The sequence below is a fragment of the Dokdonella sp. genome, assembly GCF_017744955.1.
Classification (GTDB): Bacteria; Pseudomonadota; Gammaproteobacteria; order Xanthomonadales; family Rhodanobacteraceae; genus Dokdonella_A.
Map to the genome: position 1 here is coordinate 709,680 of NZ_JAGIAG010000001.1, position 25,702 is coordinate 735,381.

At 69.9% G+C, this 25,702-nt stretch carries 21 protein-coding genes and 1 tRNA gene; 12 read left to right on the top strand and 10 right to left on the bottom strand.

Translation table 11 applies throughout. The annotated features are described in order from the left end of the window. Positions 1-344 precede the first annotated feature (344 nt). Genes J7520_RS02950 through J7520_RS02960 form a run of 3 tightly spaced genes read left to right on the top strand, consistent with a single transcriptional unit; the run spans position 345 to position 2,781 of the window. Positions 345-1,127 (top strand): 3-hydroxybutyrate dehydrogenase, encoded by a 783-nt coding sequence (locus J7520_RS02950; RefSeq protein ID WP_291183708.1) that lies wholly within the window; start codon positions 345-347, stop codon positions 1,125-1,127. Continuing rightward, the gene (locus J7520_RS02955; protein ID WP_291183711.1) at positions 1,124-2,425 is read left to right on the top strand and encodes a patatin-like phospholipase family protein; all 1,302 of its coding nucleotides are present in this window, start codon (positions 1,124-1,126) and stop codon (positions 2,423-2,425) included. The genes J7520_RS02950 and J7520_RS02955 overlap by 4 nt, the downstream gene beginning before the upstream one ends. A gap of 32 nt (positions 2,426-2,457) precedes the next feature. Beyond that, the gene (locus J7520_RS02960; RefSeq protein ID WP_291183714.1) at positions 2,458-2,781 is read left to right on the top strand and encodes a tetratricopeptide repeat protein; all 324 of its coding nucleotides are present in this window, start codon (positions 2,458-2,460) and stop codon (positions 2,779-2,781) included. An 80-nt stretch (positions 2,782-2,861) separates the two neighbouring features. Here J7520_RS02960 and J7520_RS02965 read toward each other — a convergent pair whose 3' ends face one another. After that, complete coding sequence (locus J7520_RS02965) at positions 2,862-3,791, bottom strand: lipid A biosynthesis acyltransferase (RefSeq protein ID WP_291183717.1); 930 nt, start codon at positions 3,789-3,791, stop codon at positions 2,862-2,864. Positions 3,792-3,927: 136 nt separating this feature from the next. Here J7520_RS02965 and dtd point away from each other — a divergent pair, with 136 nt between their 5' ends. From dtd to J7520_RS02995, 6 genes are all read left to right on the top strand, one after another. After that, on the top strand, positions 3,928-4,368 hold the full coding sequence (gene dtd / locus J7520_RS02970; RefSeq protein ID WP_291183720.1) for a D-aminoacyl-tRNA deacylase: 441 nt from the start codon (positions 3,928-3,930) through the stop codon (positions 4,366-4,368). Positions 4,369-4,548: 180 nt separating this feature from the next. Further along, a complete protein-coding gene (gene rpoD / locus J7520_RS02975) occupies positions 4,549-6,396 on the top strand; it encodes an RNA polymerase sigma factor RpoD (protein WP_291183722.1) in 1,848 nt (615 codons plus the stop codon). Positions 6,397-6,481: 85 nt separating this feature from the next. Continuing rightward, a tRNA-Ile gene (locus J7520_RS02980) sits at positions 6,482-6,554 on the top strand. A 145-nt stretch (positions 6,555-6,699) separates the two neighbouring features. Continuing rightward, entirely contained in the window at positions 6,700-8,838 is a 2,139-nt protein-coding gene (gene fusA / locus J7520_RS02985) for an elongation factor G (RefSeq protein ID WP_291183724.1), read from the top strand. 145 nt (positions 8,839-8,983) lie between these two features. Beyond that, complete coding sequence (locus J7520_RS02990) at positions 8,984-9,574, top strand: ECF-type sigma factor (protein WP_291183728.1); 591 nt, start codon at positions 8,984-8,986, stop codon at positions 9,572-9,574. Further along, positions 9,534-12,518, top strand: a complete 2,985-nt coding sequence (locus J7520_RS02995) for a serine/threonine-protein kinase (RefSeq protein WP_291183729.1) — start codon at positions 9,534-9,536, stop codon at positions 12,516-12,518. Before J7520_RS02990 ends, J7520_RS02995 begins: the two co-directional genes overlap by 41 nt. A gap of 39 nt (positions 12,519-12,557) precedes the next feature. On the opposite strand, the gene J7520_RS03000 is transcribed toward J7520_RS02995, so the two are convergent. From J7520_RS03000 to J7520_RS03035, 8 genes are all read right to left on the bottom strand, one after another. Beyond that, positions 12,558-12,842 (bottom strand): hypothetical protein, encoded by a 285-nt coding sequence (locus J7520_RS03000; protein WP_291183733.1) that lies wholly within the window; start codon positions 12,840-12,842, stop codon positions 12,558-12,560. 193 nt (positions 12,843-13,035) lie between these two features. Continuing rightward, a complete protein-coding gene (locus J7520_RS03005; protein ID WP_291183736.1) occupies positions 13,036-14,409 on the bottom strand; it encodes an ATP-binding protein in 1,374 nt (457 codons plus the stop codon). After that, positions 14,409-15,068: a response regulator gene (locus J7520_RS03010; RefSeq protein WP_291183739.1), complete on the bottom strand. Its 660-nt coding sequence runs from the start codon at positions 15,066-15,068 to the stop codon at positions 14,409-14,411. Before J7520_RS03010 ends, J7520_RS03005 begins: the two co-directional genes overlap by 1 nt. 67 nt (positions 15,069-15,135) lie before the next feature. Then, the gene (gene nagA / locus J7520_RS03015; RefSeq protein WP_291183741.1) at positions 15,136-16,278 is read right to left on the bottom strand and encodes an N-acetylglucosamine-6-phosphate deacetylase; all 1,143 of its coding nucleotides are present in this window, start codon (positions 16,276-16,278) and stop codon (positions 15,136-15,138) included. Next, positions 16,278-17,321 carry an SIS domain-containing protein gene (locus J7520_RS03020; protein WP_291183744.1) on the bottom strand — a complete coding sequence of 348 codons (1,044 nt, stop codon included), beginning with the start codon at positions 17,319-17,321 and terminating at the stop codon, positions 16,278-16,280. The genes nagA and J7520_RS03020 overlap by 1 nt, the downstream gene beginning before the upstream one ends. A gap of 2 nt (positions 17,322-17,323) precedes the next feature. Continuing rightward, positions 17,324-18,034, bottom strand: a complete 711-nt coding sequence (locus J7520_RS03025; protein ID WP_291183747.1) for a GntR family transcriptional regulator — start codon at positions 18,032-18,034, stop codon at positions 17,324-17,326. Positions 18,035-18,301: 267 nt separating this feature from the next. After that, positions 18,302-19,096, bottom strand: coding sequence for an alpha/beta hydrolase (locus J7520_RS03030; protein WP_291183750.1), 795 nt, complete (start codon positions 19,094-19,096; stop codon positions 18,302-18,304). 19 nt (positions 19,097-19,115) lie between these two features. After that, complete coding sequence (locus tag J7520_RS03035; RefSeq protein WP_291183753.1) at positions 19,116-20,156, bottom strand: LacI family DNA-binding transcriptional regulator; 1,041 nt, start codon at positions 20,154-20,156, stop codon at positions 19,116-19,118. Positions 20,157-20,347: 191 nt separating this feature from the next. Between J7520_RS03035 and J7520_RS03040 the strand changes: the two genes are divergently transcribed. Then, the gene (locus J7520_RS03040; RefSeq protein ID WP_291183756.1) at positions 20,348-22,045 is read left to right on the top strand and encodes an Mbeg1-like protein; all 1,698 of its coding nucleotides are present in this window, start codon (positions 20,348-20,350) and stop codon (positions 22,043-22,045) included. A gap of 222 nt (positions 22,046-22,267) precedes the next feature. Then, positions 22,268-22,921 carry an ankyrin repeat domain-containing protein gene (locus J7520_RS03045; protein WP_291183759.1) on the top strand — a complete coding sequence of 218 codons (654 nt, stop codon included), beginning with the start codon at positions 22,268-22,270 and terminating at the stop codon, positions 22,919-22,921. 30 nt (positions 22,922-22,951) lie between these two features. Here the strand turns inward: J7520_RS03045 and J7520_RS03050 are convergent, their stop codons facing one another. Further along, complete coding sequence (locus J7520_RS03050; RefSeq protein WP_291183762.1) at positions 22,952-24,223, bottom strand: sugar MFS transporter; 1,272 nt, start codon at positions 24,221-24,223, stop codon at positions 22,952-22,954. Positions 24,224-24,543: 320 nt separating this feature from the next. Between J7520_RS03050 and J7520_RS03055 the strand changes: the two genes are divergently transcribed. After that, positions 24,544-25,692 (top strand): glucokinase, encoded by a 1,149-nt coding sequence (locus J7520_RS03055; protein ID WP_291183765.1) that lies wholly within the window; start codon positions 24,544-24,546, stop codon positions 25,690-25,692. The last annotated feature ends 10 nt before the right edge of the window (positions 25,693-25,702 follow it).

Consider the following 25,702-nt stretch of genomic DNA (forward strand, 5'->3'; position numbering starts at 1 on the left):
CCGCAATCCGGAGCCTCGTTCAGCTGCAGTTTGCTGCGACGCGGAACTTCCGCGTCATCGGCCGGTCATATCCATCAGTTTCATTCACACTCCAATTGGCGCCGCCGCGGCAACGCGTGGCGCCGTTTTTTTGGGCTTGCTCCTGCGATCGTCCCCGATCGCTGCCGCGAATGGGTGACGGTCTTGGACGATCTCCTCTCCGCAAGTCCCCGCTGCGGCCATTCGGAGCCGCGCTTCTGGAATGACGCATTTTCTGTTTTGCAGGACGGCTCGGATTTTCCGGTCCGACGCCGCCGTATTTCCCATTCGCGGCGAGGTGCCGCGCCAACGTAAGGAATGAAACCATGCGACTCGACGGAAAAGTGGCGATCGTGACCGGCGCGGCCAGCGGCATCGGCAAGCGCATCGCCGAGGTCTACGCGGAAAACGGCGCGGCGGTGGCGATCGCCGACATCAACCTCGACGCGGCCAACGCGACCGCGCAGGAACTCGCCGCGAAAGGCGCCAAGGCCATGGGCGTGAAGATGGACGTGACCGACGAACAGGAGGTCGACGACGGCGTCGCCGCGGTGCTCGAGAAGTTCGGCCAGGTCGACATCCTCGTTTCCAACGCCGGCATCCAGATCGTCAATCCGATCGACAAGTTCGCCTATGCGGACTGGAAGAAGCTCACCGCGATCCACCTCGACGGCGCGTTCCTGACCACGCGCGCCTGCCTGCGCGCGATGTACGCGCGCGGCAAGGGCGGCGCGATCATCTACATGGGTTCGGTGCATTCGAAGGAAGCCTCCAAGCTGAAGGCGCCCTACGTCGCCGCCAAGCACGCGCTGGTCGGCCTGGCCAAGGTCGTCGCCAAGGAGGGCGCCGAGCACGGTGTGCGCGCGAACGTGATCTGCCCGGGCTTCGTGCGCACGCCGCTGGTCGAAAAGCAGATTCCGGAACAGGCCAAGGAACTGGGCATCTCCGAGGCCGAGGTGATCAAGAACGTCATGCTGAAGGAGACCGTCGACGGCGAGTTCACCACCGTCGACGACGTCGCCGCCGCGGCGCTGTTCTTCGCCGGCTTCGAGACCAACGCGCTGACCGGCCAGAGCCTGGTCGTCAGCCACGGCTGGTTCATGCAATGACCGCCCGCCGCGGTCGCGGCGCGGCGGCGCGCCAGGTCGCGGGTGCGCGTGCGGCGCGCGGCGCACCGCCGCCGCCGTCGCGCCGGCGCGCGAAGCCGAAACCCGCGCCGAGTCCGGCGGAGTCCGCACGCGACTACGAGACCGTCGCCCTGGTCCTGCAGGGCGGCGGCGCACTCGGTTCGTACCAGTGCGGCGTGTACGAGGCGATGCACGCGGCCGACATCCGCCCGACCTGGTTCGCCGGCACCTCGATCGGCGCGATCAACGCGGCGATCCTGGCCGGCAACGCCCCCGAGCATCGGGTCGAACGGCTGCGCGACTTCTGGCGCACGATCTGCGAGCCGGGCGGCTCCTACGCGCCGGCGGTCGCGGTCGTCGTGCGCAGCGCGTTGGCCTGGCTGCCGGCCAGCAATGCGCTGGCCGCCTGGGCCAACACGCTCGGCGCGCTCGGTGCCTTGGTGCAGGGCCAGCGCGGCTTCTTCAGTCCGCGCGAGCAGCCGCCGTACCTGTTCAGCGACGGCAGCGCGAAGGCGACCAGCTTCTACGACACGACTCCGCTGCGCGAGACGCTGGAGCGCTTCGTCGATTTCGATCGCATCAACGAGGACGACGGCGTGCGCCTGTCGGTCGGTGCGACCAACGTCGCCAACGGCAACTTCCGCTATTTCGATTCGGCCGTGGAGCGCATCGGCCCCGCGCACGTGATGGCGTCGGGCGCGCTGCCGCCGGCGTTTCCGGCCGTCGAAGTGGACGGCGAGCACTACTGGGACGGCGGCCTGGTCTCCAATACGCCGCTCGACTACGTGCTGGCCGGCACGCCGCGCCGCGACAGCCTGGTGTTCCAGGTCGATCTGTGGAGCGCACACGGCGACCTGCCGAAGACCTTGATGGAGGTGCTCGAGCGGCAGAAGGACATCCAATTCTCCAGCCGCACGCGCTTCGGCACCGATACCGTCGCGCGCATCCAGAAGCTGCGCAACGCGGTCGGCGAGCTGTTGCAGCAGGTGCCGAAGAGCCGCCTGGATCCGGATCTGGTGGCCACGCTGGAGCCGTGGATCTGCGACCGCGTGTTCAACATCGTGCACCTGATCTACCAGGCCAAGCCGTACGAGGAGCAGTTCAAGGACTACGCCTTCGGCCTCGGCACGATGCAGGAACATTGGGACGCCGGGCTCGCCGACATGCAGCAGACGCTCGAACACCCGCCGTTCTTCGCCAAGCCGGCGCCGGAGGCCGGCGTGGTCACCCACGACGTGCACCGCGTCGCCGCGGCGCGGCGGCGCAGCCGGAAGAAGTAGCGGGCATCGCGTCGGCGCGCGATGATCGCCGCATGACGACGGATTTCATCGCGCGCCTGCGTGCGCAGATCGGCGGCCCGCGCGACGGCGCCCTGCTGCGCTTCTCGCTCGGCCAGGCCCTGCTCGGCAACGGCGACGCCGCCGGTGCCGCGGTCGCGCTGCGCGAGGCGGTCGCCTTCGACGAAAGCTACTCGGCGGCGTGGAAGCTGCTCGGCCGCGCCCTGGCCGACAGCGGCGACGCGGGCGGCGCGATCGACGCGTTCGAGCGCGGCATCGCCGTCGCGCAGGCGCGCGGCGACGTGCAGGCGGCGAAGGAGATGGGGGTGTTTTTGAAGCGGTTGAAGGCGGCGGGCTGACGCGCGGGGAGTGAGCGGTCAGCGGTCAGCGGTGAGCGGAAAGGCGCGTATGGGTGGCGGGGCGGGTATTCCTGCTCTGGCTAGAGACGTCCGGCGGCGGCGAGCAACTCGTCCACCAGCTTGGTCGGCCAGCGCTTGTAGGCCCACTGGTACTGCGGGAAGGCGAGCTGCACGCAGCCCTCGACCCCTCGGTTCAGCGCGGCGCAGGCGCGTTCGAGGTCCGGGTCCATCAGTTCCGGCGGTGCCGGCAGGAAATGCAGGCGGTAACCGGCGCCGCGCGGCAGGCGCTCCATGAAGCTGAACAGCACGCAGGCGCCGGTGCGCTGAGCCAGGCGCGGCAGCAGCACCATCGTCGCCGCCGGCACGCCGAACAGCGGCGCGGGCACGCCTTCGCCGGCACGCGGCTGCTGGTCCGGCAGGATGCCGACCACGCCGCCGGCGGCCAGCCGCTTGTACAGCGTGCGCACGCCGGCGCCCTCGGCGCGCACCTGCTCGACCGGCAGCGCGCCGCGCACCTTCAGCAGCAGCGGCTCGACGACATCGTGGCGTGGCGCGCGATACAGGATCGCCAGTGGCGTCTGGCTGGCCAGCCAGTAGTTCAGCAGTTCCCAGCAGCCCAGGTGCGGCGCGGCGACGATCAGGCCGCGGCCGGCGGCGAGCGCGTCGCGGAACAGCGCCTCGCCGCGCGTTTCGCGGATCAGGCCGAGCGCGTCGGCCGGGTCGTTGCCCCAGATCTTGGCGATCTCGCAGAACGACTTGCCGGTCTCGATCGCCGCCTCGCGACCGCGCGCGTGTCTGGTTTTGGTGCCGTCTTGCGTTAATACCAGGGACAGGTTGCGCTCGATGATGCGGCGCGTGCGACCCGGGACGTGCCACAGCAGGCGGCCGAGCAGGGCGCCGAGCACGTGCAGCAGACGCAGAGGCAGGCGACCGCCGAGACGCAGACTGCCGTAGAGCAGCGCGACCGGCCAAGCGAGAGGGGGTGATGGGATGGCGGGCGGCGGCTTCATGTGGGGCGCGGCATCGTGACGGGCGCGAGTGTAACGAGCGCGCCCGCGGCGAGCGCGCCTGCCGGCATCGCAACCGCGGCATTGACCGTGCCGCGCCGCGCCGGCGAGGATGCGGCGCCCGAATCCGGAGTCCCGCATGATCGCCCTGATCCAGCGCGTCAGCGAAGCGCGCGTCGACGTCGACGGCGTCACCGTCGGTGCGATCGGCGCCGGCCTGCTCGCGCTGATCGGCGTGCAGCCGGGCGACGGCGAGGCGCAGGCGCAGCGCCTGCTCGAACGGGTGCTCGGCTACCGCGTGTTCGCCGACGCGGAGGGGCGCATGAACCGTTCGCTGACCGACATCGGCGGCGGCCTGCTGCTGGTGTCGCAGTTCACCCTCGCCGCCGACACGCGCTCGGGCATGCGGCCGGGCTTCTCCACCGCGGCCGCGCCGGCCGACGCCGAGCGCTGGTTCGACCGGCTGGTGGAACTGGCGCGCGCGCGCCATGCGGGGGTGGAAACCGGGCGCTTCGGTGCCCATATGCAGGTGCATCTCGTCAACGATGGACCGGTGACGTTCCGCCTCGAGGCGAACTGACCGTACGGCGGCGACACGGACGCCGCGTCCGTCTCCGATGCTTGCAACTGCAACGATTGGTGGCGCCGCGACAGGCGCGCTGCCCGAATCACGTATTCAAAGCGCATCAATAGCTTAAGCCGACCTTGACGCGGCTCCTATACTTTCTTTCCTTTGCCGTACAGAGCTACCGGAACCCACATGGCCGCCGAACACAATCAGGAGCAGCAGTCCGAGATCAAGACCCTGATCATCAAGGGCAAGGAGCAGGGCTACCTGACCTATGCCGAAGTCAACGATCACCTGCCCGACGACATCGTCGATCCGGAGCAGATCGAAGACATCATCGGCATGATCAACGACATGGGCATCGAGGTGCACGAAGTCGCACCCGATACCGAGACGATGCTGCCGGAGACGCCGGTCGCCACCGACGACGACACCGCCACCGAGGAAGCCGTGGCCGTGCTCAGCGCGGTCGACGCCGAGGTCGGCCGCACCACCGATCCGGTGCGCATGTACATGCGCGAGATGGGTACGGTCGAGCTGCTCACCCGCGAGGGCGAAATCGCGATCGCCAAGCGCATCGAGGAAGGCCTGAACCAGGTGCAGACCGCGCTGGCGAGCTTTCCGTGGTCGATCCAGCTCCTGATCGAGGAATACGACCAGCACACCGAGGGCAAGAAGCGCCTGTCCGAAGTGCTGGCCGGCTTCGCCGACCAGGAACAGCCGGAAGTGGTGATCGCCGAGAACGCCGCCGACGGCGACGGCGCGGCCGAGGAGGAAGAGGACGACGCCGACGGCGAGGGCGAGGAGGCCGGCCCCGGCGATTCCGGGCTCGACCTGGCCGAGGTCGCGCGCCGCATGGACGATCTGCGCCAGCTCTACGCCAAGTTCCAGAAGACCGCCGACAAGTACGGCGCGGCCGACCGCAAGTCGCAGAAGCTGCGCGACGAGATGGCCGAGGCGTTCCTCAAGCTCAAGCTGCCGGCGATCATGATCGACAGCTTCGTCAAGAAGCTGCGCGACGTGGTCAACAACATCCGCCACCACGAGCGCGTGATCGGCGACCTGTGCATCAAGCACGCGCGCATGCCGCGCAAGGATTTCCTCAAGCTGTTCCCGTCCAACGAGACCAACGTCGAGTGGGCCGACGAGCTGGCGCGCAAGCGCCAGAAGTGGTCGCCGGCGGTGAAGACGCAGCGCGACGCGATCGTCGCCGAGCAGGAGAAGCTGATCTCGATCGAGACCGCGCTCTACCTCGGCGTCTCCGACATCAAGGAAATCAACCGCGCGATGTCGATCGGCGAGGCCAAGGCGCGCCGCGCGAAGAAGGAAATGGTCGAGGCGAACCTGCGCCTGGTGATCTCGATCGCGAAGAAGTACACCAACCGCGGCCTGCAGTTCCTGGACCTGATCCAGGAGGGCAACATTGGCCTGATGAAGGCGGTCGACAAGTTCGAATACCGCCGCGGCTACAAGTTCTCGACCTACGCGACCTGGTGGATCCGCCAGGCCATCACCCGCTCGATCGCCGACCAGGCGCGCACCATCCGCATCCCGGTGCACATGATCGAGACGATCAACAAGCTCAACCGCATCAGCCGCCAGATGCTGCAGGAGATGGGCCGCGAGCCGACTCCGGACGAGCTGGCGATCAAGATGGAGATGCCCGAGGACAAGATCCGCAAGGTGCTGAAGATCGCCAAGGAGCCGATCTCGATGGAAACGCCGATCGGCGACGACGAGGATTCGCACCTCGGCGACTTCATCGAGGACTCCACGATCGTCTCGCCGGTCGATTCGTCCACCAACATCGGCCTGATGGAGACCGTCCGCGACGTGCTCGCCGGGCTGACCCCGCGCGAGGCCAAGGTGCTGCGCATGCGCTTCGGCATCGACATGAACACCGACCACACGCTGGAGGAGGTCGGCAAGCAGTTCGACGTCACGCGCGAGCGCATCCGCCAGATCGAGGCCAAGGCGCTGCGCAAGCTGCGCCACCCGAGCCGCTCGGAGCAGCTGCGCTCGTTCCTCGACCTGGAGTAGGCGCCGTCGGGGGCCGGGGCGGGGGGAAGACCCCGCGCCGACCGCGAACGGCCGCCGGCCTGCTAAAATCGCCGATCGCGATTGCGGGCCTGTAGCACAGCGGTCAGTGCAGGGGACTCATAATCCCTTGGTCCTCGGTTCGAATCCGAGCGGGCCCATACCTCCGGACCCCGCGCGGAACGTCGCTGTCAGCGGCGGCGTCGCGTGGGGTCACGTAACAGCAATCTTCGGGCTTTCCCATCAAGCGGCACGTCGCTAGCGGCGATGCGCCGACCGGTTCAATCAGACACGAGAGACGACATCATGGCCAGGCAGAAGGAACTCAAGCTCTATCGCAACATCGGCATCATCGCGCACATCGACGCCGGCAAGACCACGACGACCGAGCGCATCCTCTACTACACCGGCAAGAAGCACCAGATCGTCGACGTGCACGACACCAAGGACGGCAAGGGCTCGACCACGACCGACTACATGGAGCAGGAGCGCAAGCGCGGCATCACGATCCAGTCGGCCGCGGTCTCGGCCGAGTGGAAGGGCTACCAGATCAACGTCATCGACACGCCCGGGCACGTCGACTTCACCATCGAGGTGAACCGCAGCCTGCGCGTGCTCGACGGCGCGGTCGTGGTGTTCGACGGCGTCGCCGGCGTGGAGCCGCAGACCGAGACGAACTGGCGCCTGGCCGACCAGTACAACGTTCCGCGCATGTGCTACATCAACAAGATGGACCGCATCGGCGCGAACTTCAAGAACGCCGTCGACGGCATCCGCAACCGCCTCGGCGCGAACGCGGTCATCTGCGAAGTGCCGCTCGGCAGCCACGACGACTTCATCGGCATCGCCGACCTGATCGCCAACTGCGGCTACATCTGGCTCGGCGACGACAAGGACAGCAAGTGGGAGACGATCCCGCTCGACCAGGTCGCCAACCATCCGAAGGTGCAGGCGTTCACCACCACCGCCGACAAGGAGTGGGTCGCCAACCTGCTGTCGCTGCGCGAGGCGAGCATCGAGTCCGCGGTCGAGTTCGACGACGCGGCGATGGAAGCCTACCTCGGCGGCGAGACGCCCTCGCTGGAAACGCTCAAGGCCTGCATCCGCAAGGGTTGCGTGGCCGGCAAGCTGGTGCCGGTGTTCTGCGGCTCGTCCTACCGCAACAAGGGCGTGCAGCACCTGCTCGACGGCGTGGTCGACTACATGCCGTACCCGGGCGAGAACGGCGGCATCTCGATGGTCGACGAGGACGGCAACGTCGTCGGCGAGCAGGAAGTGAAGGACGACGCACCGGCGCGCGCGCTGGCGTTCAAGGTCATCAACGACCAGTTCGGCACGCTCACCTTCACGCGCATCTACTCCGGCGTGATCAAGAAGGGCGACACCCTGCTCAACGCGACCCGCGGCAAGAAAGAGCGCATCGGCCGCATCGTCGAGGTGCAGGCGAACGCGACCAAGGAAATCGACGAAGTCCGCGCCGGCGACATCTGCGCGTTCGTCTCGATGAAGGAAACCGAGACCGGCGACACCTTGTGCGATCCGGCCTCGCCGGTGCTGCTGGAGCGCATGCGCTTCCCCGACCCGGTGATCAGCGTCTCGGTCGAGCCGAAGTCGCGCAACGACATCGACAAGATGTCGACCGCGCTCTACAAGATGGTCAAGGCCGATCCGTCGCTGAGGCTCGAAGTCGACAAGGAAACCGGCGAGACCGTGCTCAAGGGCATGGGCGAGCTGCACCTGGAAATCACCATCGACCGCATGCGCACCGAGCTCGGTGTGGAAGCGAACATGGGCAAGCCGAAGGTCAGCTTCCGCGAGGCGTTCGGCGGCCGCGTCGAGCACACCTACACGCACAAGAAGCAGTCCGGCGGTTCGGGCCAGTTCGCCGAAGTGAAGATGATCTTCGAGCCGGGCGAGCCCGGTTCGGGCGTGCAGTTCGTCGACGAGATCGTCGGCGGCCGCATCCCGCGCGAATACATCCCGGCGGTCGAGTTCGCGATCAAGAGCGAGTCGCAGCAGGGCCAGATCGCCGGCTACGAGGTGGTCGACTTCACCGCGCGCCTGATCGACGGCAAGTACCACGACGTCGACTCGTCCGCGCTGGCGTTCGAAATCGCCGGCAAGCAGGCGTTCCGCGAAGCGCACAAGATGAGCCGGCCGAAGCTGCTCGAGCCGGTCATGAGCCTGGAAGTGGTCACCGAGCCGGACTATCTCGGCGACATCATCGGCGACATGAACCGTCGCCGCGGCTCGGTGAGCGAGCAGGGCCAGCGCGGTCCGCAGGCGTTCGTGAAGGGCTTCGTGCCGCTGGCGGAGATGTTCGGCTACATCAACTTCCTGCGTTCGGCCACCAGCGGCCGCGGCAACTTCTCGATGACGTTCGATCACTACGCCGAAGTGCCGGCCAACCTGGTCGACAAGCTGATGGAGAAGGAGGCGAAGTAAGCCTCCGCCGAAGGCACCCGCATCCGGCGCCCGCCTCGCGCGGCGCCGGATGCGCACGCGGCGCAGGGCGCTTGTCGCGCCTGCGCCGCGCGCCTATAGTCTCGCCGCGCGACTTCGGATCGCGTATGCGTCGCGGGGCGAGATCATGGCCGAAACACCGGCGAGCGAGACCGGCCCTCAGCAGGCCGATCAGTTGTTCGCGCTCGTCTACGAAGAGCTGCGCCGCATCGCGCGCAGCCGGCGTCGTCAGGCCGGCAATCCGGCCACGCTCGACACCACCGCGCTGATCAACGAAACCTGGCTCAAGCTCGCCGCCTCGCGCGAGGCGAAGGGGTACTCGCGCGCGCATTTCCTGTCGCTGGCCGCGCGCGCGATGCGCCAGGTGCTGGTCGACCACGCGCGCAACCGCGGCCGCCAGAAGCGCGGCGGCGATCTCGCCCTGACCACCCTGGACGTGAACCAGTCCGACCCCGGCGGCGACCTGTTCGAAGTGCTCGCCCTCGACGCCGCGCTGGCGCAACTGTCGGCGCTCGACGAGAGCATGGGCCAGATCGTCGAATGGCACGTGTTCGGCGGCATCGGCCTGGACGACGTCGCCGAGCTGCAGGGCGTCAACGTGCGCACCGTGTTCCGGCGCTGGCGCGCCGCGCGGGCGTTCCTGGTACAGCAATTGGGACTCACGAGCGGACGAAGCGATGGACAGCGCACGCTGGCGACGGATCACCGCGATCTTTGAACGAGCGGTCGAGCTGGCTCCGGCCGGCCGCGCCGCCCTGCTCGAACACGAATGCGCCGGCGACGCCGAGTTGCGCCGCGAGGTCGAGGCGATGCTCGCCGCCGACGCGACCGGCGACACCTTCGATCGCCACGCGCAGGATCTGCGCGGCAGCGCCGCGGCCGACTGGGTCGAGTGGAACAGCTCCGACAGGACCCCCGCCTCGTTCGATGGCCACACGATCGGTCCGTGGCGCGTCGTGCGCGAACTCGGCCGCGGCGGCATGGGCCTGGTGTTCCTGGTCGAGCGCGCCGACGGCCAGTTCGAGCAGCTCGCCGCGCTGAAGCTGATCAAGCGCGGCATGGACAGCGACGCCGTGCTCGCGCGCTTCCTGCGCGAGCGGCAGATCCTGGCGCGGCTCGAACATCGCAACATCGCGCGCCTGCTCGACGGCGGCCTGATCCCCGACGGCCGTCCGTACTTCGTCATGGAGTACGTCGACGGCGTGCCGATCTCGCAGTACTGCGCCGAGCACGGCAGCGATCTGGCCGAGCGCCTGCGCCTGTTCTTCGGCGTCTGTGCGGCGGTGCAGTTCGCCCATCGCCAGCTGGTCGTGCACAGCGACCTGAAGCCGTCGAACGTGCTGGTCGGTGCGAACGGCGACGTCAAGCTGCTCGACTTCGGCATCGCCAAGCTGCTCGGCAGCGAAGGCGCCGCCGCCACGCAGACCAGCAACCGTCCGCTGACGCCGGCCTACGCCGCGCCGGAGCAGATCCGCGGCGAGCCGCTGACCACCGCCACCGACGTCTACGCGCTCGGCTGCCTGCTGTACGAACTCCTGACCGGACATCGTCCGTTCCGCCTGCATGACGAGCCGAGCCTGGAGCAATTGCGCCAGGTGCTCGACTCGACCGGCCCGGTCGCGCCGAGCCACCTGCGCGCCGCCGACGCGCCGGTGCCGCCGCAGCGCCTGCGCGGCGATCTCGACACGATCGTGCTGAAGGCACTCAAGCGCGAACCCGATCGGCGCTACGCGACCGTCGACGCGCTGGCCGAGGACCTCAAGCGCTTCCTCGCCGGCCTGCCGATCGCGGCGCATCGCGACAGCAACCTGTACCGCGCGCGCAAGTTCGTCGCGCGGCACTGGCTGGCGACGACGATGACCGCGCTCGCCGTGCTCGCGCTGAGCGCGGCGATCGCGGTCGCCGCCTGGCAGGCGCGCGAGAAGGCGGCCGAGGCGCGCGCGTCGAGCGAGGTCGCCGGCTTCCTGGTCGGCCTGTTCGCGGCGTCCGATCCGACGCACACGCGCGGCGCGATCGTCAGCGCCAAGGACCTGCTCGATCAGGGCGCGGCCCAGCTCGACCAGCCACGTCTGGCCAATCCGCTGCTGCGCGCGCGCTTCCTGCACGCGATCGCCACCAGCTACGCCTCGCTCGGCCTGTACGATCGCGCGCTGCCGCTGGCCGAACAGGCCCTCGCGCTGCGCCGCGAACACCTCTCCGCCGACGACCTCGCCGTCGCCGAGAGCATGGACGGCCTCGGCCAGATCCACGCCTTCACGGCGAACTACGACGCCGCCGAACCCCTGCTGCGCGGCGCACTGGCGACGCGGCGCGAACACCTGTCGAAGGACGATCCGGCGGTGATCGAAAGCCTCGGCCACCTCGGCAATCTGCTGCAGGACCGCGGCGAATTCGAGGCTGCCGACGAGCCGTTCCGCGAGGCGCTCGATCGCGCCGAGCGGCGCTACGGCGCCGGCGCGGTCGAAACCGCGCGCAGCCTGGACGACTACGCGACGAACCTGCAGAACATCGGCAAGCCGGTCGACGCCGAGGCGATGTACCGGCGCGCGCTGGCGATCCGCGAGCGCCAGCTCGGCGCGGACAATCCGGACGTCGCCTCCTCGCTGCACAACCTCGGCGTGATCCTGACCACCGCCGGCAAGTACGTCGAGGCCGAGGACGTGCTGCGCCGCGCGCTGGCGATTCGCCGGAAGGTCTACGGCGACGCGCACCCGCTGGTCGGCTTCACCGAGCTCGAACTCGCCTCCGTGCTCGAGAGCCGGCGCGACCTCGACGCCTCCGAAGCCTCGGCGCAGCGCGCGCTGGCGATCCTGCGCGGCAGCCTCGACGAAAGCCACCGCAAGATCAGCGACACCTTGAATCTGCTCGCCATCCTGCGCGTGGACCGGCGCGCCTACGACGACGCCGTGACGCTGTTCGGCGAGGTGGCGCAGCGACATCGGCGCGCGCTCGGCGCCGACCATCCCGACACGCTGGTGACCGAGGACAACCTCGCCACCAGCCTCTACTACGCCGGACGCTTCTCCGAAGCGGAAGCCTTGCAGCGCGAACTGACGACCAAGTTCCGCGGCGACGCCGGCAGCGGCGCCAACGTCAAGAACCTGCAGCACCTCGCGCGCACGCTGGAACAGCAGGGCAAGGGCAGCGAGGCGATGGAGGTCGCGCGGCGCGCGCTGGAGTTGCAGCGCGAACTGACCGGCGAGCAGTCGCGGCCCTACGCGCTGGTCCTGCGCGAACTCGCGCTGGCCGAGTTCTTCGGCGGCGAATCGGACAAGGCCGAAGCGCACTATCGCGAAAGCGTCGCTCTGGTCGAACGGCTGGCCGCGACCGGCGGCTTCGGCAGCTACGGCTGGAAGATCCCGTTCGCCGACTTCCTGGTCGGCGCCGGGCGCTGCGACGAGGCGACGCCGTTGCTGCACGCGGCTGCGCAGGAGATGGACAAGGCCGACAACGCCAATCCGATCTGGCGACCACAGGCGAACCTTCTGCTCGGCGCGTGCCTGCAGCGGTCGGGACGATCGGCCGAGGCCAAGCCGCTGATCGCCGGCGCGCGCACGGCCTTGCAGGCGTTGCCGGCGATCGAGCGCGATCTGTACCCGACCGCGCGGCGCGAATACGCGGCCGGCGGCGATCGCGTCGCGGCGGCGCCGAAGCGCGACTAGGCGGCTACGCCGCCCGGCCGCTCGTCGGCCAGTCCGGCGTCACGCCTCGAGCGCGGCGCGCAGGCGGCCCGGCGCGGCGGTTTTCTTCATGGTCGGCGGATCCATCGGCTTGGTGCCGTCGGTCGACTGGCCGTTGTCGTTCTTCTTGTCGCCGTCGGTCGGCGCGGGCGTGCCCGGCTGGGTGCCCGGCTGCGAGCCGCCGCCCGATTGCGTCATCAGCAGGACGAACCGCGCGGCGGCGGACATCGCGCGGCGCAGCGGAGCGAACACGTCGGTCGTCGAAAGTGTGGTGGCGTGCAGGGGTGATGCGAGCGAGCTGTTCATCAGCGAATCCTCTGGAATTGAGCGGAAGCGTCGGCCGCGTTTCCGGCAGCCGGCCAACAGGGGATACGCGCAAAGGCCCCGTGTAGCGACATTGTGGCACTGTACACATCGCGCGGCACCCGGCGCCGGCTTTTCCGTGCCCTGCTCGTCGGCGTGCCGGAGTGGAGCGTTCCTCCCCGGATCGCCGCGCACGTCACGCCGCCGGAAACACCACCTCGACGCGCAACCCGCCGCCCTCGCCTTCGCCGAGAACGAGCCGCGTCCGGTGCAATTCGGCGATTCGCGCGACGATGGCGAGGCCGAGCCCGCTGCCGCCGCCGTGGCGGTCGTCGCCGCGGCGGAAGCGGTCGAGCATCGCCTGACGCAACGCCGGCTCGATGCCCGGACCGTGGTCGCGGATCGCCAGCCGCGCCCGGCCGGATTCGCCGGCCAGCGTCACCTCGATGCGGCCGCCGCGCTCGCTGTGGCGCATCGCGTTGTCGAGCAGGTTGCGCAGCAGGGTGCGCAGGCCCGGTTCCCAGCCGTCGACGTGGCGCGCAGCCGGATCGACGACGACGGCGATCTCCAGATCCTTGTCGGCCGCCGCGGCGCCGAGTTCGGCGAGTTCCTCGTCGATGCAGCGGCCGAGATCGACGCGCTCGAACGCCGGCGGCTGCGCCGCATCCCAGCGCGCGAGTTCCAGCATCTGGTTGACCAGGCGGCTCAGCCGCCCGAGCCCCAGCGCCGCCTGGCGCAGCGATTGCTCGCGCGCGGCCGGCGTCGCCGCGGCCTGCGCGTTCTCGACCTGGATCAGCGCGCCGGCCAGCGGCGTGCGCAGCTCGTGCGCCGCGTTGGCGGTGAACTCGCGTTCGCGCCGGAGCTGCGCGCCGGCGCGGCCGAACAGGCCGTTCAAGGCCGCCACCAGCGGCTCGATCTCGCGCGGCAGCGCCGAGCCGCCGATCGGTTCGTTCTGGTCCGGCCGTCGCGCGGCGACGCGTTCGGCGAGCACGTGCAGTGGAGCCAGGCCGCGCCGCACCGCCCAGCCGAGCAGCAGCGCCAGCAGCGGCACGCCGATCAGCAGCGGTGCGATCGCCTCGACCGCGAGCGCACGGGCGATCTCGCGACGGCTGTCGTAGCGTTCGCCGACGCGCACCCAGTGCTGGTTCTCGCCGAGCAGCGTGAACACGCGCCAATGGCGCCCCTTGACCTGGATGTCGGCGAAGCCGGCCGGCGCGGCGTCGAGCGGCACCTCGGCGAGGTTGTCGGAATTGAGCAGCAGCCGGTTCGCGCCGTCCCAGTACTGGAAGCCGATCTGCATCTCGTAGGGATGGCCGCGCACGGTCAGCGGCTGCTTGCCGTGCGCGCGGCGCCAGACGTCGACCTGCAGCGGCGCGTTCGCCGCCAGCGCCTGCGCGCCGGCGTCGCTGACCAGGGCGCCGATCGTGCGCGCGTTCTGCGCCAGGCGCGCGTCGCCGAGTTCGTCGACTTCCTCCATCGTGAAGCGGTAACTCAGCGCGACCAGCGGCAGCAGCACCGCGGCGAGACAACCGAGCACGAGCGCGGTGATGCGCGCCTTCAGCGAGAACATCACGATTCCTTCGCCAGGAGATAACCGAGACCGCGCACCGTACGGATCGCCTCCGGTGCGAGCTTGCGACGCAGCGCGTGCACGTGCACTTCGAGCGCGTTGCTCTCCACGCCCTCGTCGCCGTAGACGGCGCGCTCCAGCGTCTCGCGCAGCACCACGCGCCCGGCGCGCTCGGCCAGCGCACGCAGCAGCAGGAATTCGGTGCGCGACAGCTCCAGCGAGCGGCCGGCGTAGTTCGCCTCGCGCGTACGCAGGTCGAGGTTGAGCGCGCCGGCTTCGACGCGCTCCTCGGCCAGGCCGTGCGCACGCCGGTGCAGCGCGCGCAGGCGCGCGGCGAGTTCGTCCAGGTGGAACGGCTTGATCAGGTAGTCGTCGGCGCCGGCGTCGAGCCCTTCGATGCGCTGCGGCAGCGCGTCGCGCGCGGTCACCACCAGCACCGGCAGGCCGAGCTTGCGTCGGCGCAAGGTCTTCAGCACGTCGAGCCCGTCGATCTTCGGCAGGCCGAGATCGAGCACGAGCAGATCGAACGCGCCGTCCTGCGCCGCCGCCAGCGCGGCCGCGCCGTCGCGCACCCACACGCAGGTGTGCGACCAGCGCGCGAGCGCATCGCGCATGCCGGCGCCGAGCAGTTCGTCATCTTCGACTACGAGTACGTGCATGGCCCGCACCAGAGGAACGGCCGGCAGCGTAGCGGCTCCGGCTTAGGCCAAGCTTAAACCGCCCGCGTCACGCCGAAGCGACGCCACCGATCCAGCTGCGACGGACGTCGAGTGCCGCGTCGAGTTCGACCAGGTCGGCGCGCATGCCCGCGGCGATGCGTCCGTGCGAGCGCGAGAGGCCGAGGAAGTCGGCCGGATACGTCGAGGCCATGCGCGCGGCCTCGTCGAGGCCGACGCCGAGCATGGCCACCGCGTTGCGCACGGCGCCGGCCATGTCCAGCGCGGAACCGGCGAGCACGCCGTCGGCGGTCTCGCAGCGGCCGCCCCGACAGGTGACGGTTTCGCCGGCCAGCGCGTAGCTGCCGCTGACGCCGCCGACCGGCGGCATCGCGTCGGTGACCAGCAGCAGCTTGCCGCGCGGCTTGGCCGCCAGCGCGACGCGCAGCGCGGCGGGATGCACATGATGACCGTCGGCGATCACGCCGCACCAGCTCGCGCAATCCTCCAGCGCGGCGCCGACCACGCCCGGTGCGCGGCCCTGCAGCGGCGACATAGCGTTATATACGTGGGTGAAGCCGCGCGCGCCGGCGTCGAGCGCGGCGCGCGCCTGCTCGTAGCTCGCCGCGCTGTGGCCGATGCAGACGATCACGCCGCGCGCGGCGAAGTCGCGCACCAGCGCCGGCGCGACGCGCTCGGGCGCCAGCGTCAGCACGGTCACGCCGTTGCGCAGCGAACAGACCATCTCGATCTCGCGCGCGTCCGGCACGCGGAACTTCGCCGCGTCGTGCGCGCCGCGCCGCTCCGGTGCGATGTAGGGGCCTTCGAGATGGATGCCGAGCACGCCGGGCACGCCCTCGGCGATCGCCGCGTCGACCGCGGCGATCGCCGCGCGCATCACCTCGACGTCGTCGCTGATTAGCGTCGGCAGGAAGCCGGTGGTGCCGTAGCGCCGGTGCGCGGCGCCGATGCGGCGGATCGTCTCCACCGTCGGCGCGTCGTTGAACAGCACGTCGCCGCCGCCGTTGACCTGCACGTCGATGAAGCCGGGCAGCAACGTACGGCCGCCGAGGTCGTGGGCGTTCGCGTCGCGCGCGCGCGCGTCGCCGGCGTCGAGCAGCGCGGCGATGCGCTCGCCTTCGACGAGCACGGCGAGATCGTCGCGAAAACCCGTCTCGGTCAGGATGCGGCCGTTGCGCAGGATGGTCTTCATCACACCGTCTCGGTGACCTTGTTCAAGTGGGGCGGCGTGTCCGGATCGCGTCCGCGGCGCAGCGCGAGTTCGTTCGCGGCGGCGTAGAAGCGCTGCACGGCGACCAGCGGCGCGCAGGCCGGATCGAGCCGCGGCGGCAGCGCCAGCGTGGCGCCGTAGTCGCCGCCGGCGACCCATACGCGCGCGCCGCGCGCGCGGAATTTCGCCGCGATTTCGAGCGTGCCGTCGCGCGTGTCGTCGTCCTGGGTGAAGAACAGCACCGGGAAATCGCGCTCGACCAGCGCCATCGGCCCGTGCTGCACCTCGGCCGAGCTGAATGCCTCGGCGTGCAGTCCGCAGGTTTCCTTGAGCTTCAGCGCGGCCTCCTGCGCGGCGGCGAGACCGAGGCCGCGGCCGACCACGAACAGGTTCTGCGCGCCGGCGAGACCGTCGACCAGCGGCGACCAGTCCAGCGGCCAGGCGGCGTCGAGCGCGGCCGGCACGCCGGCGAGCGCGGTGCGCAGCGCGTCGTCCTGCTTCCATTCCGCCGTCAGGTGCAGCAGTGCGGCGAGCGAGCAGAGAAAGCTCTTGGTCGCGGCCACGCTGCGCTCGGGGCCGGCGCGCAGCGGCAGCAGGAAGTCCGCCGCGTCGGCCAGCGGCGAATCCTCGACGTTGACCAATGCGACCACGCGCGCGCCGGCGCGCTTGGCCGCCTCGGCCTGCCTGAGCAGGTCCGGGCTGCGACCGGACTGGGAGATCGCGACGAACAGGGCGCCGTCGAGATCCGGCTGCGCCGCGTAGACCGACTGCACCGACGGCGCGGCCGAGGTCGTGGTCACGCCGAGGCGCGTCTCGAACAGGTACTTGGCGAACGTCGCCGCGCAGTCGGAGCTGCCGCGCGCGCCGGTCGCGATCAGGCGCGGCGGTTCGGCGCGCAGCGCGGCGGCCAGGCTGCGCACCAGGCTCGCGTTGGCGTCGAGCTGGCGCGCGATTGCGGCGCCGGCTTCGCGCGCCTCCTGATACATGCGCGTGGTTTCGGGGGCGCGCGGGGTCGCCGTGTTCATGTTCAATCGCTCCTCAGTTCGGCGACGAAGTCGTAGGCGTCGCCGCGATAGTGGGACTGCGTGAGTTCGATCACGCGGCCGTCGGCGAGAAAGCCGCGCCGCTCGATCAGAAGGCCGGCGCTGCCGGCCTTCACGTGCAAGAGGCGCGCGGATTCGGCGTCGAACGCGACCGCGCGCAGGCGCTGCAGCGCGCGTCGCGGGCGCAGGCCGCGGCGGTCGAGCGCGGCGTACAGCGAATCGCGCACGCTGCGTGCGCCGGCCAGCGCGAAGGCCGGCAGCGTGCTGCGTTCGAGCGCGAGCGGCTGCTCGCCGCCGAAGCGCAGGCGGCGCAGGCGCAGCACGCGCGCGCCGGGCGCCAGGTTCAGCGCCGTCGCCTCGTCGGGCGTGGCGGCGCCGGCTTCGCTCGACAACATCTCGCTGCGCGGTTCGATGCCGCGCGCGCGCAGTTCCTCGGAAAAGCTCGCCAGATGCGAGAACGGCCGCACGATGCGCGCGCCGACGAAGGTGCCCGAACCCTGCCGCTGCACCAGCAGGCCGTCGGCGACCAGCCCCTCGATCGCCTTGCGCACGGTGACGCGCGAGACGCCGTGGCGTTCGGCGAGTTCACGTTCGCCGGGCAGCGGCTGGCCGGGTGTCAGCGCGCCGCTGTCGATCTGGCGCTGCAAGGCGCTGCGCAGGTCGAGGTAGGCGAGAGGGCGGGCGGCGGCTGGCATGGATGTAGTATACCACTTCAATACCAGTTAGGGCCGGAGGGTATGGCGCTTCGGGGGAATGCAAAGAAGATTTCTCGCAGAGGCGCAGAGACGCGGAGAAAGAAAGAGAAAGAGGGAGAAAGGGGGAGAAGGAACAGGTTTTTCTCTGCATCTCTGCGCCTCTGCGCCTCTGCGAGAAATGCTTCCTTGAATCCCGTCTGCCCAGAGAAACCTCTCCAATCCGTCGTAATTTCTCCGCGCCTTCGCGAGAAATCGCTCTCGACACCCTCAATCCGCGACCGACGCGAGCCAGGTCGAAACGAGATCGAGCACGACGTCGGGCAGCTCGCGATGCGGCACATGCCCGCAGCCGCGCAGGAGGTGCGCCGCGGATGGCCCATGCACGAGGGCGGCGATGCGCTCGGGGTGTCGTGCCGAGCCGTACTCGTCGTGTTCGCCGTGCAGGACCAGGGCCGGGCAATGCACGCGACGCAGGTCGTCGTCGAGCGTCCAGTCGGCGAAGTCGGGTGCGAGCCACGTGTCGATCCACGCCGACAGCACCCAGGCGGCCTTGTCGCCGTGGTAGCGGCGCAGGCGATCGAGTTGGCCGGGCTGTGCGAACGAGCGCTTCGCGTCGAGGATGCCGGCGATCGTGCGGTCCTCGACGAAGGCCTGCGCCGATTCGGTGATCAGCGCGCGGCACGCCTCCGGATACGCCGCCGCGCAGCCGACCGCCATGCCGCCGCCGACGCTGTGGCCGAACGCGACGAAGGCGTCGAGCGCGAACGCCTCGCGCACGCAGCGGAAGTCCGTGCGCGCTTCCTCGCCGATGAAGTCGCTGCGCAGATGGTCCGGGCGTGCATCGGAGCGGCCGAAGCCGAGGCGGTCGTAGGCGATGACGTCCCTCGCGGTCGCGGCGGCGAGGCGTTCGGGAAAATCGCGCCAGAGTTCCACGCAGCCGAGCGAGTCGTGCAGCAGCACGATCGGCACGCCGCCGCGAGCGGAATCGTGCGTCCAGTGCCGCGCGAACAGCCGGCCGCGGCCGGCGTCGATCCGGACCTCTCGCGTCGCGACGGAAGGCATGGCCCGGCGGCGCGCGGCTTCAGGACGAGGCGGCGGTGCGCACGCGCGCGGTCGAGTCGCGGATCACCAGCTGCGGGCTGAAGCCGCGATTCGCCGGCGGCGCCGCGCCGGCCGGGGGTTTCAGCTCGGCGATCAGGCGCAGCGCGGCGTGGCGGGCGATTTCCTCGGTCGCCTGCTTGGCGGTGGTCAGCGCCGGCCAGCTCTGCTTGGAGAACGGGCTGTCCTCGAAGCCGGCGATGGACAGCTCGTACGGCACGTCGATGCCGTTCGCCTTCGCCGCGGCGAGCACGCCGGCGGCGATCTCGTCGTTGGAGCCGAAGATCGCGGTCGGCCGGTCGCGCAGCGCGAACAGCCGGCGCGCGCCGCGGAAGCCGTCCTCGAAGGAGTAGTCGCCGGGGATCACCAGCTTCTTGTCGAGCGGAATGTCATAGGCCTTCAGCGCCGCTTCGTAGCCCTTGAAGCGCTCCGGGCTGGAACGATGCTCGGCGCCGCCCCAGAGGAAGCCGATGCGCTGATGGCCGAGCTGGATCAGGTGCTCGGTGATGTCGTAGGCGGCGTCGCGGTCGTCGACGTAGACGCAAGGGTAGCCGTCGTTCGGATCCTCGGCGGCGGAGAGGATCCGCACCAGGCGGATGCCGTGCGCGGCGAGGTGGCGGATCAGGTCCATGCGCTCGGACATCGGCGGCGCCAGCACCAGGCCGGCGAGGCGCGCGCGGCGCACCAGGTCGAGCAATTCGTCGGCGAGATCCGGCACGCTCGAATCGCAGGGGTGGATCTGCAGGCCGAAACCCTGTTCGCGGCAGGCCGAGAGTACGCCGTTCTGCACGCTGATGACGTAGTACGGATTGGGGTTGTCGTAGACCAGGCCGAGCGCGTACGACGTCGCGCTGCGCAGGCTGCGCGCGGACTGGTCCGGTGCGTAGTCGAGGTCGTCGATCGCGCGCTGCACGCGCTCGCGCGTGGCCTCGCGCACCGACAGCTCGTTGTTGATGACGCGCGAGACGGTCTTCAGCGACACCTTCGCGCGGCGCGCGACGTCCTTGATCGTGGGTCGGTTCACTTAGGGCCGCCTTGCACTCATTGCGGCCATCCTAGCCGCCGCCGTGGGATCGTGAAACCGGTCACAGGCCGCCCGCCATAGGGTTTTTCCTAGCTAGGCCGCGCCCCGGCGGCCTGCGAAGCTGGGCTTATCGTCCGCAATGCTCGGGTGGTGTCATGTCTGCGATCGGCGCTTTCGACTCCGTTTCACGGGTGTCCTCGTTGCCACCGGAGCCGCCGCGGCCCCAGGTGCAGCCGCAGTCGCAGCAGCCCACGCCGGTCGGCGACGGCCGCTTCAGCGAGCAGGTCGGCGGCACGCGCCCGCAGCAGCAGACCGATCTGCAGATGGCGCAGATGGCCAACGATTCCTACAGCCTGCCCGGCGCGACCACGCACGCGACCGGCACGCAGTCGGAAGCCGAACTGAAGGCCGCGGGCTGGACCCGCCTGCAGCCGGCGCCGGGCGAGAATCCCGATCATCTGATCGACGCCAACGGCAACCGCGTCAACATTGATCCGGCCTCGCTCGACGATCCGTCGACCGGCTTCCGCGCCGCGATCTACCAGAACCAGCAGGGCCAGTACGTCGTCGCCTACGCCGGTACCGATCCGTCCGAGATTCCGGACCTCAAGGCCGACGCATCGCAGGCGTTCGGCCTCGGCGCCAAGCAGTACAACCAGGCGATCAGCCTGGCGAAGAAGGCCGAAGTCGCCTTCGGCGACGGCAACGTGGTCTTCACCGGTCATTCGCTCGGCGGCGGTCTCGCTTCGGCGGCCGCGCTGGCGACCGACGCCAGCGCCGTCACGTTCAATTCGGCCGGCCTCAGCAACGAGACCTTGCGCGACCTCGGCTTCAATCCGAACGCGGCGCGCGAACAGGTCGCCGACAGCGGCCAGGTGCGCCGCTACACGGTCAATTCCGATCCGCTGACGCTGGCGCAGCAGGACGTTCCGGCGATCCCGATTCCGTTCACGCCGCTGACGATCTCGCCGCCGAACGCGGTCGGTCACGAGCTGCGCATCGCGCTGCCGGAAGGCACCACGCCGGTCATCGGCGCGCACGGCGGCAGCGGTAACGGCACTTCCTACGTCGAGGCGCTGCGCACGCGCACGCCGTACGACGCGACCAATCCGGGTCTGCTGTCGAACACGGTGCAGAACATCGGCGAGTTCGAGTTCAACACGCTCGGCAGCGTGATCGGCGGCGTCAAGAACATCGTCACCGACGGCATCGACGTGGTGAAGAACACCGCCGGCGACATCCGCGGCGTGGTGCAGAACGAATTCGCCAACGGCAAGATCGCCGAGGGCACGGCGAGCATCGTCGGCGACGTCGTCGACGGCGGGCTGGATCTGGCCGGCAAGGTCGTCTCCGACGGCGTGTCGACCGTGGGCGACATCGCGCGCAATGCGACCGACGGCGCCGGGCAGATCGTGCGCGATCTCGGCAAGTCGGTCGGCCTCGAGAAGCCGGCCGGTTTCGTCGCCGGCTTGATCGAAGGCGGCGGCAACCTGCTCAGCAAGGGTGCCGACGGCCTCGGCAAGGGCATCGCCTGGGCCACCGACAAGCTCGGCGACGGCCTGGAATGGGGCATGGACAAGCTCGGCGACGGTCTGCAGTGGACCGGCGAAAAGGCCGTCGAAGGAGCCAAGTGGCTCGGCGACAAGACGGTCGAAGGGGCCAAGTGGGTCGGCGACAAGACGGTCGAAGGGGCCAAGTGGGTCGGCGACAAGACCGTCGAGGGCGCCAAGTGGGTCGGCGACAAGGTCGTCGAGGGCGCCAAGTGGGTCGGCGACAAGGTCGTCGAGGGCGCCAACAAGGTGGTCGAAGGCGCGCAGTGGGCCGGCGACAAGATCTCCGACGGTGCGAAGTGGGTCGGCGACAAGGTCTCCAAGCTGTGGCCGTTCTGATCGCGCTGATCGGATAGATCGATTGCCCGAACACCGACCGCGTTCCGCCTCGGCATCGGCCGCCTTCGCTATGCTGGGCGCCTCGGGCCGTCACGGCCGTTCGCATGGGTGGCGCCGATGATTCCGCCGCATCTTCCCGGTCCAGCGACTGCGATTCGTCTCGCGCTGTCGGCTATGCTGCTCGTCTGTAGCAGCGCTTGTGGCCAATCAGGATCCCGTTCGATGACCCAACAGACCTTCACCGAGCCGTCGGCGGCAGCGCTCGCCGAAGCGGCCCAGGCCGGCGACGAACTGCGCGTGCGCAAGCTGGTCGCCGACGGCGCCAATCCGAACGCGCAGGGCGCGCGCGGTCTGCCGCTGCTGCAATGGGCGATGTTGAACCAGAGCCGCCGCGGCTTCGAAGCGCTGCTCGCGGCCGGCGCCGATCCGACGCGCGGCGACGCCGGCGGCACCACCGCGGTGCACCTCGCCGCACAGGCCGACACGCCGTACTGGCTCGAAACGCTGCTGGCACGCGGTGTCAGCCCCGACACGCCGAACACGATCACGCAGGCGACGCCGCTGATGGCCGCGCTGCAGGCCGAGCGCGGCGCGAACGCCGATCGTCTGCTCGCGGCCGGTGCCAAGCTCGACCAGACCGATCGCCAGGGCGACACCGCGCTGCACGTCGCCGCGCAGATCAACGACGCCGGCCGCGCGCTGCGACTGCTCGAAGCCGGCGCGAATCCGACGCTGAAGAACGCGCAGGGCGTGACCTTCCAGCGCTACCTGTTCATGACCAAGGACGCGGTGCTCGGCGCCGACGTGCGTCAGCAGCGCGAAGCGGTCAAGGCCTGGCTGCAGCAGCACGGCGTCGCGCTCGAAGGCGCGCACTGAGGTCGCCACGCGGCGACAGCGCGCGCTCCGTCACTCGCGCCCGGCGCGGTAGCCGCGCAGCGCGTAGTACAGGATGTACAGATAGCTCGGCAGCATGATCGCCAGGAAGACGAGCTGGAAGTCGTGCCGCTCGCGCAGCAGCGCGAACAGCTGCGGCACGATCGCGCCGCCGGCGATGCCCATGATCAGCAGCGCCGAGCCGGTTTCGGTCAGGCGGCCGAGCCCGGCGATCGCGAGCGGGAAGATCGCCGGCCACATCATCGCGTTGGCGAAACCGAGCGCGGCGACGAAGCCGACCGAGACGTAGCCGCGGGTCAGGAACGCGCCGAGCGCGAAGATCGCGCCGAGTGCCGCCGACAAGGCCAGGTAGCGCGCCTGCGAGACGAAGCGCGGGATCGCGATCAGGCCGGCCAGGTAGCCGGCCAGCATCGCCGCCAGCGTGAACGAGGTGAAGAATTTGGTCTCGTCCACCGGCAGGCCGAAGCTGCGGCCGTAGGTGCCGATCGCGTCGCCGGCCATGACCTCGACGCCGACGTAGAGGAACAGGCACAGCACGCCGAGCCACAGGTGCGGATAGGCGAACAGGCCCTTCGCGGCGGCGCGGCCCTCGTCGCTGGCGCGATTCACTTCGGCGGCGCGGATCTCCGGCAGCGGCGAGCGCACGATCCACACGCCCAGTCCGGCCAGCACGATCGCCATCGCCACGTACGGCAGATGGATGCGCGCGGCGAACGCGTCGAGCAGCGCCGCGCGGCCGGCCGCGTCGACGCTCTCCATCTGCGTCTTCAGGTCGCCGAGGCCGTGCATGACCAGCGCGCCGAGCACCAGCGGCGCGAGGATGCCGGCGACCTTGTTGCAGATGCCCATGAAAGCGATGCGCTGCGCGGCGCTGTCGATCGGGCCGAGGATGCTGATGTACGGATTCGCCGCGGTCTGCAGCAGGGCGACGCCGGCGCCCATCACGAACAGGCCCGACAGCGCGCCCGGATACCAGCGCCGCACCGCGAACTCGCCGAAGGCGAGCGCGCCGGCCGCCATCACCAGCAGGCCGATCGCCATGCCCTTCTTCATGCCCGTGCGGCGCAGCAGCCACGACGCCGGCAGCGCGAAGAAGAAGTAGGACAGGTAGAACACCATCAGCACCAGGAACGCGTTGACGGTGTCGAGATCGAAGGCGAGTTCGACGAACTGGATCAGCGGGCCGTTGAGCCAGGTGACGAAGCCGAAGATGAAGAACAGCAGGCCGATCACCAGCATCGGCGTGAACGTATCTTGCGGCTTCGACGCGGTGGTGGCGGACATCGAGCGGTTCTCCCCGTCAGTGCTGGCGCTGCGGCCGGGAGGCGTCCGGGCGCGCTCCGTGGAAAGCCGTAGCAACGTTGTCATCGCGAGGCCATTTCGCCGCGCGCGAGCGATTCGATTCTCCGATCCATGGCGCGAAGGCGCTTTCCTGGCCGCTTCGATGCGTTCTTCCGAACGCCGGAAACGGCCAGGAACTTACCCACGTTTCCACAAGGCGTCATTTTGCAGTGCAAGATTGACAACGTTGTCATCGAGTTCGAGACTGCGCCGCGACGATCACCGCCGAGCGAAGCGGCGACGCGCAACGGAGAGGGAGAGAAGTGGGCAGCGAACCCGGCCAGCGAGTTCTCGCATCGGCGCCGACGGCACCGTTGATCGCCGCCGACGTCGGCGGCACGCACGCCCGCGTCGCGCTGATCGACGCGGCCGACGCCGCGTTCGCGGTGGCGCGCTACGAGAAATACGCCTGCGGCGATTTCGCCAGCCTCGACGCGATCATCGCCGCGTTCCGCGACGCGCACGTGCAGGCGCCGGTCGAGTGCGTCGCGCTGGCGATCGCCGGCTACGTCATCGACGACGCGGTGGTCAATCTGAGCCTGCCCTGGCCGGTGTCGATCTCCGGCCTGCGCGATGCGCTCGGCTTGCGCGAACTGGCGATCGTCAACGATTTCGAGGCCGCCGCGCACGCGCTCGGCCATCTCGGCGCGGACGACGTCAGCCTGCTCAGCGGACCGGCCCATGCGGCCGAAGGGCCGCTGCTGCTGGTCGGCCCGGGCACCGGTCTGGGCGCGGCCGTGCGCATTCCTCATCCGCATCGGGTGCTGGTGCTGGCGACCGAAGCCGGCCAGGCCACGCTCGCGCCGGACAGCGAACTGGAGTTCGCCCTGCTGCGCGAACTGCGCGCGCGCGGTTCGCGCGTGCTGATCGAGGACGTGATGTCGGGCACCGGCCTGGCCAACCTGCACGCGGCCGTGCGCGCCTTGCGCGGCGCGCCGCCGAGCGCGCTGACGCCGGCGCAGATCACCGCCGCCGCACTCGAGCGCAGCGACGCGCACGCGATCGAGGCGGTCGAGGTGTTCTGCGGCTGGTTCGGCAGCGTGCTCGGCGACCTGGCCCTGCTGTACGGCGCCACGGGCGGTGTCTATCTCGCCGGCGGCGTGCTGCCGCAGATGAAGCCGCTGCTGTTGCAGAGCCGCTTCGTCGAGCGCTTCCTGGACAAGGGCGTGATGCGCGAAGTGCTCGCGCGCACGCCGGTGCGACTGGTCGAGCACGCGCGTCTGGGCGTGATCGGCGCGGCGAGCTGGTTCCTCGAACGCGATTCGAGCCGGCGCGACTCCAGACACCACGATTCGAACACCCGCCGCGCGGTCGGCGCGGACACGCCAGCGGGGACCGCGGCGCCACCGAGCAAGGATCGGCAAGACCCGGCGAGCGGCGCGCAGCGAACGCGTCAGCGGACCACGACCTGAGAGGGGAACG